Below are 14396 nucleotides of genomic sequence, written 5' to 3'. Positions count from 1 at the left end.
CCACCTTTCCCCCTCCGGAGGGAGAGGAAGGCACCAGTCCGGCCAAGCTCGCGCCCTTCCTCTACCCCGTCGATCGGGGAGAGGTGGCGAGCGAAGCTCGACGGAGTGGGGGTCGACTGCGCGGCGCAAGACCAGGCGCCAGCTGAGAGGCGCACCTCTCAAAAATAACCTGCAAGGTTAGCTCGGATGCGGTCCAGCACAGTGCCACCGGACAGGTCCGGCATAAACGCCTTGCCCGTAATCGCCTCGTAAGCCTGCGCATAGATGCCCGAGGCCTGCTCGACGATCTCGTCCGGTATCCTGGGGATCGGGTCCTTGTAGGGATCGCAACGTGCCGCCACCCATGAGCGGATGAAATCCTTGTCGAAACTCTCCGGCCGCGTGCCGCTTGTGAGCGCCTGTTCGTAGCTCGCCGCGATCCAGTACCGGCTGGAGTCCGGCGTATGGATTTCGTCGGCCAGGATGATCGTCCCGTTCCTGTCGGTGCCGAATTCGTACTTCGTGTCGGCGAGGATCAGGCCGCGCTGGGCGGCGCGCGCCTGGCCGCGGGCGAACAGCCTCAAGGCATAGTCCGAGACGGTGTCCCACTGCGCCTGCGTGAGCAGTCCCTGCTCGATGATTTCTGCCCTCGACAGCGGTTCGTCATGGGCGCCATCCGCCGCCTTGCTCGTCGGCGTGATGACCGGCGCGGCCAGCTTCTCATTGTCGCGCAGCCCGTCCGGCAGGCGCATGCCGTACATGTCACGCTCTCCGCGCTTGTAGCGAGTCAAGATCGAGGTGCTGGTGGTGCCGGCGAGATAACCGCGCACGACGATCTCGACCGGCAGGATGTCGAGCCTTGTCCCGACGACGACATTTGGGTCGGGATATTCGAGCACATGGTTCGGGCAGATATCGGCGGTTTCCTCGAACCAGTAGCGTGCCGTCTGGGTGAGGATCTCGCCCTTGAACGGGATCGAGGTCAGGATGATGTCGAAGGCGCTGAGACGGTCGGTGGCGATGATGATGCGCCGGCCGTCGGCCAGGTCGTAATTTTCGCGGACCTTGCCCTTGTAGTGGCCCGGCAGCTCGGGAATGAAGGCATCCGACAGGGTCCGCATATGATTTCCCGACTTCCTCGGATTGGCTGATGCCATCGCATAAGCCGTCGACCCCATGCATATCAAGCGCGATTGTCGGGTTTTCCCGCAACTCTGGCCAAATACGACAGTCGCTTTTTTCACAACCGATGCCGGAAGGCCCGGCGACGCGGCGAACCCGTCGCGTCTAGGCTGCGGCCAGTTTTCCGGAGCCGCCAATACCCATCATGCAGACTTATGACTTCATCATCGTCGGCTCCGGCTCGGCCGGCTCGGTGCTCGCCGACAAACTGTCGGCTTCGGGCCGCTTTTCGGTGCTGGTGCTGGAGGCCGGCGGCACCGACCGGCGCTTCTATGTGCAGATGCCGCTCGGCTACGGCAAGACCTTCTTCGATCCCGCGGTCAACTGGAACTACAAGACGGAAGCCGATCCCGGTCTTGGCGGCAATGTCGACCACTGGCCGCGCGGCAAGCTGCTCGGCGGCTCGAGCTCGATCAACGCCATGGTGTGGATCCGCGGCGCGCGCGAGGATTTCGACGACTGGCGCGCCGCCGGCAATCCCGGCTGGGGCTATGACGATCTGCTGCCGGCCTTCAAGGCGCTCGAGGACAATGAGGCCGGCGCCGACAAATGGCGCGGCACCGGCGGTCCCCTGCACATCAGTGAAACGGCGAACGCCGTCCACCCGCTGACCAAGCGCTTCCTCGCCGCCGGCCAGCAGGCCGGCCTGCCGCTCAACCCCGATTTCAACGGCGCGGCCCAGGAAGGCGTCGGCACCTACCAGATCTCGACCAAGAACGGCCGCCGCATGTCCGCCGCCCGCGCCTTCCTGCGCCCGGCGATGAAGCGCGGCAATGTCCGCGTCGAGACCAATGCGCTGGCCAGCCGCATCCTGTTCGAGGGCAAACGCGCCGTCGGCATCGAGTATCTGCAGAACGGCCAGACGAAGACGGCGCGTGCCGGCCGCGAAATCATCCTCTCAGCCGGCTCGATCAACTCGCCACAGCTGCTGCAATTGTCCGGCGTCGGCCCCTCGGCACTCTTGAAAGGACTGGGCATCCCCCTCGTCCACGCCAACGAGAATGTCGGCGCCAACCTGCAGGACCATGTCGGCATCAACTACACTTTCAAGGGCAAGGTGCCGACGCTCAACCAGATCCTGCGCCCCTGGTGGGGCAAGCTGCTGGTCGGCATGCAGTACATCCTGACGCGCTCGGGTCCGCTGTCGCTGTCGATGAACCATGGCGGCGGTTTCTTCCGCACCGACCCGGCGTTCTCGCGCCCCAACATGCAGCTCTATTTCCAGGCCTTCTCGACCGTCATCCCGAAGAGCGGCGAGCGGCCGATCCTGACGCCCGACCCCTGGCCGGGCTTCTCCATCGGCCTGTCCAACTGCCGCCCGTCGAGCCGTGGCGAGATCATGATCCGCTCCAGCAATCCGCTGGACTATCCGAAAATCGTCGCCAACGCCTATTCCACCAATGCCGATGTCGAGGAGATGCTGGCGGCGGTGAAGTTCGTGCGCAAGATCGCCTCGATGCCGGCCATGGCGGAAATCATCAGGGAAGAAGTCCTGCCCGGCCCGTCGATCCAATCGGACGCTGACCTGATCACCGATTTCCGGAAACGTTCCGGCACCGTCTATCACCCGGTTTCGACCTGCCGCATGGGGCCTGATCCCACGCGCGCCGTCGTCGATCCGCGCCTGAAAGTGCACGGGCTTGAAGGCTTGCGCGTCATCGACGCCTCGATCTTTCCCGATAACATCACCGGCAACACCAACGCCGCCTCGATCATGACCGGGTGGAAGGGCGCCGAACTGGTTCTGGAGGACCAAAAATGAAGATCACCGACGTCAAGACCTGGGTTGTCGGCAACCCGCCGCCAGGCATCGGCGGCAAGTATTTCATCTTCGTCAAGCTGACCACCGATGGCGGCGTGGTCGGTTACGGCGAAGCCTACAACGCCACCTTCTCCGCCCATGTCACGGCGAAGATGGTCGAGGACATGGCCGAGCGCTATCTCGTCGGCCGCGATCCGCACGACATCGAGAACTTCTTCCGCCGCGCCTATTCCTCCGGCTTCACCCAGCGCCCCGACGTCTCCGGCATGGGCTGCTTCTCGGCGCTCGAAATGGCCTGCTGGGATATTATCGGCAAGGAAGCCGACAAGCCGGTCTACAAGCTGCTCGGCGGCCAGGTGCATGAGACGCTGCGCTCCTACACCTATCTCTACCCGCACACCGGCAGTGTCCATTCCGAGGACGCGCCGGATGGCAGGAACGTCTACAACGACCCCGAAATGGCGGCTGCCTGCGCGCTCGAATATGTCGAGCAGGGCTTCAATGCCGTCAAGCTCGACCCGGCCGGTCCCTATACCGCTTTCGACGGCCACCAGCCGCGCCTCATCGACATCGACGTCTCCACCCGCATGATCAAGGCGATCCGCGAGGCGGTCGGCACACGCGCCGACATTTTGTTCGGTACGCATGGCCAGTTCACCGCCTCGGGCGCGCTGCGTATGGCCCGCGCCATCGAGCCCTATGATCCCTTGTGGTTCGAGGAGCCGGTGCCGCCCGACATGCCGGAGGTTATGGCCCAAGTCGCTCGCGCGACCTCGATCCCGATCGCCACCGGCGAGCGGCTGACGACCAAGTTCGAATTCGCCCGCGTTATCGAAAACCGCGCCGCGACCATCCTGCAGCCGGACCTTGGCCGTTCCGGCGGTATCCTCGAAACCAAGAAGATCGCGGCGATGGCCGAGGCCTACCACATCCAGATCGCGCCGCATTGCTACTGCGGGCCGATCGTCGGTGCCGCCAACATTCAGCTGGCGGTGACACTGCCCAATTTCCTGATCCTGGAATCGCTGAAGCAGTGGGACGGTTTCCACGCCACGCTCCTGAAGAAGAAGATCGAGTGGCAGGACGGCAATGTCATCCCGTCGAAGGAGCCGGGGCTGGGCGTCGAACTCAACGAAGCGGTCTGCGATGCGCATCCCTATACCGGCAAGGATTTGCACCTGCAGATGATGCAGACACCGTTGATGCCGTGAGCGAACGCTACGCCTTCATCGGCCTCGGCCATCTCGGCGGCAACCTTGCCGCCAGCCTGATCCGCAACGGCTTTGCGGTCACGGTCTTCGACCGCGACCCGGCTGCCGTCGAGCGTCTCGTTGCGCTCGGCGCCACCGCCGCCGACAGCCCGGCCGAGGCAGCGGCGCGGGCGGGCAATGCCATCTCTTGCCTGCCCTCGCCCAAGGTCAGCGAGGCGGTGCTTGCCGGGCCCGGCGGGTTGCTCGAAGGCCTGCCCAAGGGCGGTACCTGGATCGAGATGTCGACCAATGGCCGCGACGAGATTGTTCGCCTTGCCGCCCTCGCCTCGGCCAAGGGCGTCGAGACATTGGAATGCCCGGTCACTGGCGGCGTGCATCTGGCGGCAGCGGGAAAAATCACCGCTCTGGTCGGCGGCGATGCCGCGCTTTACGAACGCCATCGACCGGCCATCGAAGCGATGTGCGCACGCTCCTTCCTGATGGGGCCAATCGGTTCGGCGGCGGTGATCAAGGTCATCACCAACATGCTGGCCTTCATCCATCTCGTCGCCGCTGGTGAGGCGCTGATGCTGGCCAAACAGGGTGGCCTCGACCTCGCCCAATCCTACCATGCCATCGTTGCCTCCTCCGGCAACAGCTTCGTCCACGAGACCGAAAGCCAGCTCGTCCTCAACGGCTCCTACGACATCGGCTTCACCATGGACCTGGCGCTGAAGGACCTCGGCTTCGCGCTGGGCATGGGCAAGGATTTCGGCGTGCCACTCGACCTCGCCACGCGCGTCAACACGATTTTCGAGCAGGGCAAGGCGGCCTATGGCGGCGGCGCCTGGTCGACCCAGATCGTCAAATTGCTCGAGGATGCGGTCGGCACCGATCTGCGTGCGCCCGGCTTCCCGCCCAAATTGGAAATCTGACCCGCAGCCGGAAAAGCAAGCAATTTCATCTGCTTGAATCGATAGCCGGATTCAGTTTCGAAACGACTTGAATCAATCTGGCAACGCCTTGATTCAATATCTCAGCGTCAGCGCGCCGGGCAGAATCTCGAAGGTTGCCGGTATGCGCCCGGGCGACTCACCGTCTATGTCGACCAAGGCGCCGTTCTTTTCCACATCACCCAGCGGTTCGACAACCACTTTCTTGCCGCGCAATATGGTGATGGCCGGATGGTTGCGGTGTCGGCCGCCATAAAGCAGGCGGATATCCCAGATCAGCTTCAGCTTGCCCGCCGCGCGCAGGATGACGATGTCGAACTCCCCGTCGGTCAATTCGGCGTCGGGCGCGATCATCATGCCGCCGCCGAAGAATTTGCCGTTGGCCACCGCCACCAGCGCCATGCGCGCCTCGACCGGGGCGCCGTCGTCGACGGTGATCCGCACGTCCTGGAAGCGGTAGCGGATGAACTCGACCACGGTGCGCCACAGGAACAGCGTCTTGGCCGACATCTTGCCCTTGCGCTTGTCGGCATTGACCGCGCGGTCGGTGGCGCCCGACAGGCCAAGGCTGGCGATGTTGATGAAGTGGCGGCTGGCCAGCGCGCCATGGTCGTCGATGTAGCAGACGCGGCCGGCATCGACCTTGCGCCCCTTGGCCGTGGCAATCCGCTTCAAGGTCGCGTCCACCGCCTTTGGCAGGCCGAGCCCGCGCGCGAAATCGATGCCGGTGCCGCACGGCAGCAGGCCAAGCTCGGTCGTCTTGCCGCCCTCTTCGGACGCCTGCAGCAGCCCGTCGGCCACTTCGCTCGCCGTGCCGTCGCCGCCCGCCGCGATCACCAGGTCGAAGCCACTGGCCGCGAGGTCGATTGCAAGCCGTTCGGCGTCGCCCTCGGCTTGCGTCTCGCGCAACTCGAATTCGCCGAAGTGCTTCTTCAGCGAAGCGGCGACTTCAGGCCAATGCCGTTTCAGCCGGCCGCCACCGGCTATAGGATTGAGAACCACCCCGACCTTCAAATACTCGCCCTCCCCGGCGCCGGACATCCATGTCCGATCGTTTGCCGGCATTGAAGCCCGCGCCCGTCGGCGGAGCAAGGGGCGCTGTCGGTCGGAGCACCAAAAAGCGGGGGCAGGCTGTCTAAGGCAGCCGGGGCCGAAATTCCGGGGTTCTTCGCAAACGGTCCCCGATAATCCCGCTATCCACAGGCCCAGGGCCATTCCCCAAGACCCTTACCCGGCGTACGTTAAACCCATCTCAGGCGGCCACTGATCGCCAAGCCGAAAGGCGAAAGTGAAAGGCGGATTTCCTGAGGCCCGTACGGCCCGAAGCGAGAACAGGCTTGCCTGTTTCGAGGGACGGTAGCCGAGACCTACGGGGCCGCGGAAAGCGTGCCAACGCCGACGGCGGACCGATGCTGCCATGAAGGACGGCAAAAACCTTCGATGGCACGCAGGGCAAAGCCCGCAAGGGCCAAGACCAGCGTGGTCTGGAACGGACACTGTCTTCGGGTGGTGGCTGGCAGGACCGTCAAAATCAAGGCCGGCATGGCGCGACGACTTAACGGAAGTTGCTGCCGCGACCGTGTCCTGATCTGACAGGGAGGCGCTGGGAGAAATCCCGGCGCCGACTGTCTTTTGGACCCCTTGATGTGCTTTGCCGGCGATCTTGCCGGCACCGCTTCACCGCGCGCTAAAATCGGTTAGTATCCCCAGCGTCGTCAGAGTCCGTTTGCGAATGGGCTCGTAGAAGGGGGATACTTCATGACGCTGATCCAGAAGCTTGCGGTTGCCTATGCTTTCCTGTTCTTCGGCGTCGTCGCCATCGGTTACATACCGGCGTTCAACGATGCCAACGGCAATCTGTTCGGCCTCTTCTCATTGCAATGGTATGATGACCTGCTACACGCCTTCTCCGGCCTCTGGGCGCTGGCCGCCGCCTTCATCTCGCACCGCCTGGCGGTTTTCTATTTCAAGCTGTTCGGCTCGATCTATCTGTTCGATGGCGTGCTCGGGCTGATCACTGGCTCCGGCTGTCTCGATGCCGGCATCTTCATCAACGGCTTCCGCTCCCTCAACGACATCGAATTCCCCGCCCGCTTCTTCGCCAACCTGCCGCACATCGCCATTGGCGGCTTCGCCGTCTATGTCGGCTTCTGGCTGTCGAAGCGCGTACACGACCACTTCGCCACGGCCTGACCGGCCATGTTCCTGTTCCGCTGGCTGAAGCGCATCATCAAGACGATCGTCTGGCTGATCGTCATCATCATCCTCATCCCGGTCATCGGGCTGAGCTACGGCTTCCTGACCACGCCGTCGCTCGACAAGACGCCGCTGCCGGGCATTGCCGACGGCGCGCCACCCAAGGCGCTGGCCGACAAGGTCCGCGCCGAAATCCCCGGCTACCAAAGGCCGGAAGAATCAACCTTCCTCACCTACCCCGAATGGGCGATCGTCTATGCCGCGCGCGAATATGCCGGCTTCGTCGCCAAAGACCAGCCGAGCAGCTTTCCCTACTGGTCCTATGTCGGCCGCTTCTGGCAGGACTACGCGACGGTGATCCGTGCCAGTTCCCCCTACAAGTTCAACTATGCCAACCACCAGATGCTGGTCATCATCGGCACCAGCCACTCGATCGAGCACATATTGCAATGGGCCTATGAGAACACCGTCGGCCGCATCACCGAGGCGACATCGGCCAAGCGCACCGCCGCCGACATCTATCAGGCCAAGGTGGCGGCCGACTACGCCACCTTCCTCGACCAGGTGCCGTGGTACCAGTTCCCCTATGGCGAGAAACGCGCCGGCCTGTTTGCCGTGCAGCCGGCGCCGGGGGACAGTTCCGTCCGCATCAGCGAGCGCAAGCTCGCTTTCGGTCTGGCCGACACCATCAAGCAGGGCTATGCCGACCTGATCAAGAAGGCGCTCGCCGCCACCTCCGATCCGGCCTTGCTCGACATCCATGTCTGGGCCAAGGGCCCGGTCGGCGAAGCCACCCGCAACGAGCCCGACACCTTGCTGGAACGCGATTACGGCGCCGACGGCACCATCTTCGTCACCAAGCGCTATCAGGTATTCACCGACATGATCCCGCGCCTGATCGACAAGGGCGTCTCCTTCGTCGAGATCGGCGGCAATGACGAGATCATGATGACCGTGCTCTCGACCGACTCGATCGCCGTTCCCGAAGGCATGCGCATCCTGTTCAGCTATCCGCTGCCGGCGGACACCTCGACGCGCCGCACCGGCATGGTCGTTGCCGTGCGCAAGCTGCATCTGGTGCTGCCGTCGCTGATGAAAGCAGGCGCAAAACTCGAACACGTCTACGACTATTGATGCCTTTCGGCCACGCCTGGCCAGGATCAGGCGTACCGCCATGCTCATTCCACAATCGCGGCCAAATCCCGCCTTGTTCGCGCGCGATGGAATGGTGCATGTTGCCTGAAGGGCGACATGCACCTGAATGGGCTGCCGGGGGGCATCTCGAAGGGACAAGACCGTGATCAAGACCGCCCTTGTCGCCATGACCATTGTCGGCTGCGACTGTGACGCAAAGCTTTGCGAATATATTGGCGAGACGCCGGCCAAGTGGTCGACCATCGCCGAGTGCGAAGCCGCGATGAAGAGCCAGATCCTGCACCAGCGCAATTTCAACTATCCGCTGGTCTCCGGCATCTGCCGCACCAAGGGTTCGTCGTCCTCTTCGCAACTGGCCGCCACCGCATCCCGCCCGGAACTGAAGCCTGCCAGCAGGATCGTGCGGACGCAAAGCCCGCTGCCGCCGGAACTGAGCCATCGGCCGAGCGTGCCCGTCGGCTCGCCGACGACGACCGTCGACGCGGACGCTGCGCGGCCCGTCGCCTATGAACAAGTGGTCGACGGCGGCACCGGCGTGCTCTACCGCACCAAGAACGGCTATGCGGTGGTCAAGACCGATCTCGGCCGCGCGGCTTCCGCGACCGCCGACGCGGCAAAGCGTTCGGTGAACTGGCTGGCTGGCCTGGTGCCGACGGGGCTGTAGCCCGCCTACATCTTGACCTTCAGGTTCTCCCAGAACTTGTCGATCAGCGGCTGTTCGGTGGCCAGGTCCCCGCTGCCGACGCGCGTGATGAACAACAGCCCCTGATCGGCAAGGCCGTAGCCGACGATCTCGAAATACGCGGTCTCGGTGCGCGTCTTCACCTCGGCGCGGATGCCGGTCAGTTCCTTGCCGTCGGCGAGCTTGCGCGTCGTCGGCTGCTGCGTCAGTTCGGCGCCGGCTTGCACCGATTCCCTGGTCATCTCCTGCAGCATCAGCTGGTTGAGCGACACCGGGTTCATCTTGCCGTATTCCTGCACGACGACGATCGTGCCGAGCGCCGAGGCCATCAGATATTGCGTGATGTTCTCGCCGAGGTCGGTCTTGGTCACCGAAATGGTGCTCGGATGGACAAAGGAGAAACTGTCGCCGGAAAAGGTGGCGAAGTCGTTGCGTTGCAGCGTCACCTTGCTCTGCTTGCCGCCGGGCAGCGTAATGGTCGTGCTCTCACCGGGATCGATATCGACCGTCACGCCATCGATGGTCAGCTTGAAGGCCTTGAGGTCCTCGGCTCCGGCCGGTCCAGCGCACAGCGCAATAAGGGTGAGGGCCGCCGCTGATAGCATGCGCATCGATTAAGTCTCCTAGGCGTCTACGCCACCTCGCTCAGCGTCTTGATGGCACGGTAGAAGGTCGAGGAAAACAGTTCCGTAGGGTCATAGTGCCGTTTCGCCGCCAGGAAGGCCGGCAGTTCGGGATAGGAGGCCAGCAATTCCCTGGCCGTGTAATGCAGCTGGTAGGGCAGGAAGAACCGCCCGCCATGCTTGATCGTCACGTCGATCAGCGCCCGCGTCAGCGCCCGCATCCTGGCATTGCCGTCGGCATCGGCCGGCTGGTTGATGTAGAGCACCAGCGAATAGGCCGGCTCCGGCGCGTAGGTCAGCGCCACATCCTCCTTGTGGACGATGCGCACCGAGGCATTGAGCACCGGTAGGGACTGGTTGCGCAGGAGATCGCGCGCTGCGGCGATGAATGGATTATACGCAGCGCGTGGAATAAAATATTCGTGCAGTATGTCGGTCTCATCAGTCAGGTCGTTGAACAGATACGGCACCGAATCGTGCATCGGGTTGTTGCGGGTGACGAGGCAGGCCTCACCCTGGGCCATCGCTGTCGTGCGCGCCACCGTGCAGGTCTCGAATTTCGGCTCCAGCGTCTTTTCGGTGAACCACTTCAGCTCCTGGAACAGGCTGCCCCATTTCGCCAGATTGATGATCACCCGCTTCAGTCCGACCGAGCCCGGTTCGCCGATATCAGGCTGGTCCGCCGGCGGCTGGTCGGCCACCTTGTCGTAGCGGTAGACGATCATGTCCTCGAGGAAATTGCCCGGCGCCGTCGACAGATGGCCGTAAAACAGGCCGATATTCTTGTTCGGCTCCAGCACCTCGGCGAAGAACTTCGGGAAGTCGTCGGATCTGATGATTTCGCGCGAGGTGCGGTAGACGGCGTTGTCGACGATATCAAGCGTCGCCTCCAGCACCACGCCGAACAGGCCATAGCCGCCAACGACATGGCGGAACAGCTCGGTGTTCTCGGTTGGCGAGCAGGTCGTCACCGACCCGTCGGCCAGCATCACCCGCATCGAGCGGATCGAGCCGGCAACCGAACCCGCCTGGTGGTCCATGCCATGCGCGTTGACCGACAGCGAGCCGCCGACCGAAAAAATGTCGGTCGACTGCATCGCCTTCACCGCGAAGCGCGGGTGCAGCATGTTCTGGATGTCGTGCCAGCGCGCGCCGGGCTGCAGCGTCATGGTCTTTGCCGCCGCATCCACAGCGACCTTGTTGAATTTCTTGAGGTCGAGCACCAGCGCATTGTCGTCGAAGGCATGGCCGCCCATCGAATGGCGGATGGCGGCCAGCGACACTTTCAACCCGTTGGCCCGCGCGAAGGCCAACGCCTTGGCGATATGGTCCTCCTCGCTGACCTCGACGACGCCATAGATCGGCGTCCGCGACAGGCCGCTGGCGTCGTTGATGTCACCACCCTTCGCCAACCAGGGCAGCGAAGGATCGAAGGCCGGCGGACTGGCGATCGGCTTCAGCGGCAGGGCAATGCCATCGATATCGGCGATGCGTCCGGCATTCTTCGGCCCCGAAGGCCCGCGCGCCAGCCGCGCCAAGGTGGTTCCGCCCCACAGCACCGCGCCGCCGACGACAGCCGCACCGAGTACCAGCCGGCGCGACAGGCGGAACCCGTTCTGTTCGTCAGCCATGCAGATCCCCCGTTGGCCAAGGGATAGCGCGGCTCTTTGGCAAAAACCATAGGGGCGCTGCCGGGGCAGCGTTCCGCCACTTCAGTGGCCCGGCGATCAGTCAACAGGAGCATGAAAATGGCCGATCCCCGAAGGAACCGGCCAAGACTGGAACAGGGTCTGAAAGTACGGTCAGCAGGTCTGCTGACGCATGACGCTCGTGTCTACGAAGCCTTCTTGATCGACGTCACCATGCCGGTCTTGTCGTCGACGGTCACCGCCACCTTGGCGCCGACCTTCAGTTTGCCGACCGCCGCGTCCGGTGACAGCTGGTAGATCTTGCCGTCGTCGAGCGTGATCGACTTGGTCGTCGGGTCGACCGCCTGGATGGTGCCCTGAACGGTCGCGGCATAGGCCGTGCCGAGGAAGGCGAGCAGAGCGGCGGTGGTTACGAGGGTTCTTTTCATCGGATGTACTCCGTGTTGTTTCGGTTTTCCGGGCCGTCGCCTTGGGTAACGACAGCACCGAACGAGCCGACACTGGGCCGGAAAGCCTGCTGGCCGCAAATCACGTTGAGTGAATTTTCGCAAAGGAAATCATAGGCTTAATTCTGACACATTGCTCGCGGGTCAACAGGGCTGGTGTCATCTCGCGCCAATCGCGTCAGCGAATTTTGCCATGAAAAGAGTCTGTTAGACGCCACATGGCTGCAATCATGCCACTGCCGTATTTGCCACCTGGCGAGATCACAAAGATGTTCCGAGAAATCGACAAGGACACGTTTTGTTTCGACGCCGGCTAGCCCTCGTCCTTCGCCCCGATCTTGCGCACCAGCGCCGCCGTCGCCAGCATGGCGCCCATGTCGGAGATCATCGGCGCGACATGCCTGGTGTAATCGAGCGGCACCGAAATCTCCGGCAGCTCGAAGAAATTCTTCGCCTGTGGCAACAGCAGGAAACCGTCGCCGCCGTTAAGCGCGACACGCGCCGGATCGTCCGGCCAGGTTTCGCCGAGCCATTTCAGCGCCTGCGCCAGCCGGCCCATCACCAGCGGCCGCGCCGCCTCGACATTGTCGGTGCGGAATTCGTAGGCTGCATCAAGTTCGGGCACGCCGGATGACAGTTCCTGCATCTTGCTGGCGAACATGCTGCGGAAGAAGCCCATGACCGCATTGGTGCGCCGCGTCGCCACCAGTATCCCCGGAAACGGCTCGACGGCCTCGAACGCGACGATGACCCCCTTGAAGGTTGTCGCCTTGGTCTTGGTCGACGCCCCATCCCAAAGGTCAGCCTCGTAGAGTTCGAACGCAAACCCGTCATAGCGTCCCGATATGATATCGTCGAAGCGGCTCATGCTGGCGCCGCCGACCGTCTCGCGCGGCAACCGGTCGAAGGAATTCGGCGTCACGTCGTGCTGGTAGCGCATATCCCCGATGAAGCCGAAGATGATCGGCATCAGCGTTTCGCGGAACGATTGCTGCAGTCGCGTCGCCGGCTTTCTGGCTCGGAAGTAGACCAGGATCGAAACGATGAAGCCGATGATATAGAGAAACACATGCGGCGTCGAAAACCATTGCTCGTTGGGATCGGCGACCTTGTTGAACAGCCAGGCGATCAGCGCCACGGCCACCAGCACCAGCCCGACGAACAGCGGCACCCGCCAACGCACCTGCCACACCGCCGAAGCCCGCGCCGCCTCATAGGCCTCGATGTTCTTCCGGATGCCGGCGATGACCGTCTCATCCGGCATGAAATCCGCTGCTTCCACCGCCACCCCCCGCTGCCTGACTATGCCCATGATAGCTGGTTGCAGGAGCGACGCCAGCCGGATGGCACTTCTTCCTTCTCCCCTTGCGGGAGAAGGTGGATCGCCGCGCAGCGGCGAGACGGATGAGGGGTGTTCCAGCGGAGTGAGACGCTTGCATTCCCTGGAACACCCCTCATCCCGGCCGCTTCGCGGCCACCTTCTCCCACAAGGGGAGAAGGAAGATCGCGCCCAACCGCTCCTCGACCTTTCCCCTCATCGCACCCTCCAATCCCTCCGCCGGCACCAGCCGCTCACTGCCCCCGTCCCGCAGGCGCACAAACGGATGCATCCGGTAAGCCGCAATCGCACCACGCGACCCCGCATCCGCGCTGACATCCGCGACAAAAATCCCGCCAATGCGCCCCGGCCATGGCTGGCGGGCCAGGGCGGTGCCAAGGAAATCGCCGAGCCCATAGGCGACGACAGTCTCGCCGATCCGCTCCACCGGCTGCACCACATGCGCATGATGGCCGGCGATCAGCCCGACGCCCTGCCCGGCCAGGCGTCTGGCCAATGCCCGCGTCCCGGCACGCGGAAAGTGCCGGAACTCCCAGTCCCAATGCGGCACGGCGCAGAGGAGGTCGAAGCCGTTGCGCGGCCAGCCGGCCAGATCGCTGCCCATCGACACACGCTCGGCAAACAGGCTCTCATCTGCATTGCGCCATAGCGTGAAGGCTGCAAACCCGACATTCACCGGCCCGACCTTGACAGGCTGCACCGGGCCATCGGCGGCCAGTCCGATGATACGGATGCCAAGCCGCTCCAGCGCCGCCACCGTCTCGTCGAAACCGGCGACGCCCTGGTCGAGCGCATGATTGTTGGCCAGCGACAGCACCAGTTTTGCACACGCAATCCCGGTCGCCGCCAGCGCCTCGGTCAGAAACCGCTCGGTCATAGCATGATGCGTGCCGAGCTTTGTGCCGAGCATCGCGCTCGGCCTGTCCACGACAGGGCTTTCGCAATTGCCAATCACCAGATCGGCAGTGCCAAGCAGTGCCTTGATCGCCGGATCGCAATCCGGCGCCTGGCGGTTGGCCACCGCCGAGATGTCGCCGATGAAGGCAAGCCGCACCGTCTTTCCCGGCGGGGGCTCCATCAACGTCCCCGCCATCGGCGCAAACCCGTTGCCGTCGCCGCCAAGCGACGGTTTCAGGAAACGCGGCAGCCAGGACAGTTTGTAGGAAAGCGGATAGTTCGACACGCAATGCCCAATCGTTTGCCTTGTTTAGACTGTCCCGTGGGCGGGTTGAAGCCGTCG

General features: G+C 63.6%; 13 protein-coding genes. 6 read left to right on the top strand and 7 right to left on the bottom strand.

What is annotated here, in order from left to right:
- Positions 1-158 precede the first annotated feature (158 nt).
- Complete coding sequence (locus AC0V8S_RS12850; RefSeq protein WP_183462362.1) at positions 159-1100, bottom strand: phosphoribosylaminoimidazolesuccinocarboxamide synthase; 942 nt, start codon at positions 1098-1100, stop codon at positions 159-161.
- 206 nt (positions 1101-1306) lie between these two features.
- Between AC0V8S_RS12850 and AC0V8S_RS12845 the strand changes: the two genes are divergently transcribed.
- From AC0V8S_RS12845 to AC0V8S_RS12835, 3 genes are read left to right on the top strand one after another with little or no spacing between them, the layout of a single operon-like run.
- Positions 1307-2923, top strand: a complete 1617-nt coding sequence (locus tag AC0V8S_RS12845; RefSeq protein WP_475437885.1) for a GMC family oxidoreductase — start codon at positions 1307-1309, stop codon at positions 2921-2923.
- On the top strand, positions 2920-4134 hold the full coding sequence (locus AC0V8S_RS12840; RefSeq protein ID WP_475437884.1) for a mandelate racemase/muconate lactonizing enzyme family protein: 1215 nt from the start codon (positions 2920-2922) through the stop codon (positions 4132-4134). The genes AC0V8S_RS12845 and AC0V8S_RS12840 overlap by 4 nt, the downstream gene beginning before the upstream one ends.
- The gene (locus AC0V8S_RS12835) at positions 4131-5048 is read left to right on the top strand and encodes an NAD(P)-dependent oxidoreductase (protein ID WP_475437883.1); all 918 of its coding nucleotides are present in this window, start codon (positions 4131-4133) and stop codon (positions 5046-5048) included. The genes AC0V8S_RS12840 and AC0V8S_RS12835 overlap by 4 nt, the downstream gene beginning before the upstream one ends.
- Positions 5049-5141: 93 nt before the next feature.
- Here AC0V8S_RS12835 and AC0V8S_RS12830 read toward each other — a convergent pair whose 3' ends face one another.
- Positions 5142-6080 (bottom strand): YegS/Rv2252/BmrU family lipid kinase, encoded by a 939-nt coding sequence (locus tag AC0V8S_RS12830; protein WP_202353712.1) that lies wholly within the window; start codon positions 6078-6080, stop codon positions 5142-5144.
- Between the two features lie 744 nt (positions 6081-6824).
- On the opposite strand from AC0V8S_RS12830, the gene AC0V8S_RS12825 reads away from it, so the two are divergent.
- The 3 genes from AC0V8S_RS12825 (at position 6825) to AC0V8S_RS12815 (ending at position 9081) form a co-directional block, all read left to right on the top strand.
- On the top strand, positions 6825-7259 hold the full coding sequence (locus AC0V8S_RS12825; RefSeq protein WP_475437882.1) for a hypothetical protein: 435 nt from the start codon (positions 6825-6827) through the stop codon (positions 7257-7259).
- Positions 7260-7265: 6 nt separating this feature from the next.
- A complete protein-coding gene (locus AC0V8S_RS12820; RefSeq protein WP_475437881.1) occupies positions 7266-8396 on the top strand; it encodes a hypothetical protein in 1131 nt (376 codons plus the stop codon).
- Positions 8397-8559: 163 nt separating this feature from the next.
- A complete protein-coding gene (locus AC0V8S_RS12815; protein WP_475437880.1) occupies positions 8560-9081 on the top strand; it encodes a hypothetical protein in 522 nt (173 codons plus the stop codon).
- 5 nt (positions 9082-9086) lie between these two features.
- Here AC0V8S_RS12815 and AC0V8S_RS12810 read toward each other — a convergent pair whose 3' ends face one another.
- The 5 genes from AC0V8S_RS12810 to AC0V8S_RS12790 form a co-directional block, all read right to left on the bottom strand.
- Positions 9087-9710 (bottom strand): hypothetical protein, encoded by a 624-nt coding sequence (locus AC0V8S_RS12810; RefSeq protein WP_475437879.1) that lies wholly within the window; start codon positions 9708-9710, stop codon positions 9087-9089.
- 20 nt (positions 9711-9730) lie between these two features.
- A complete protein-coding gene (locus AC0V8S_RS12805) occupies positions 9731-11353 on the bottom strand; it encodes an FAD-binding oxidoreductase (protein WP_475437878.1) in 1623 nt (540 codons plus the stop codon).
- A 203-nt stretch (positions 11354-11556) separates the two neighbouring features.
- Complete coding sequence (locus AC0V8S_RS12800; protein ID WP_183462375.1) at positions 11557-11799, bottom strand: DUF1344 domain-containing protein; 243 nt, start codon at positions 11797-11799, stop codon at positions 11557-11559.
- Between the two features lie 331 nt (positions 11800-12130).
- Positions 12131-13081, bottom strand: a complete 951-nt coding sequence (locus AC0V8S_RS12795) for a hypothetical protein (protein ID WP_475437877.1) — start codon at positions 13079-13081, stop codon at positions 12131-12133.
- 190 nt (positions 13082-13271) lie between these two features.
- Positions 13272-14339, bottom strand: coding sequence for a CapA family protein (locus tag AC0V8S_RS12790; RefSeq protein ID WP_475437876.1), 1068 nt, complete (start codon positions 14337-14339; stop codon positions 13272-13274).
- Between the last annotated feature and the right edge of the window lie 57 nt (positions 14340-14396).

The organism is Mesorhizobium oxytropidicola (genome assembly GCF_056174625.1).
This window is presented reverse-complemented; position numbering and strand designations above follow the sequence as displayed.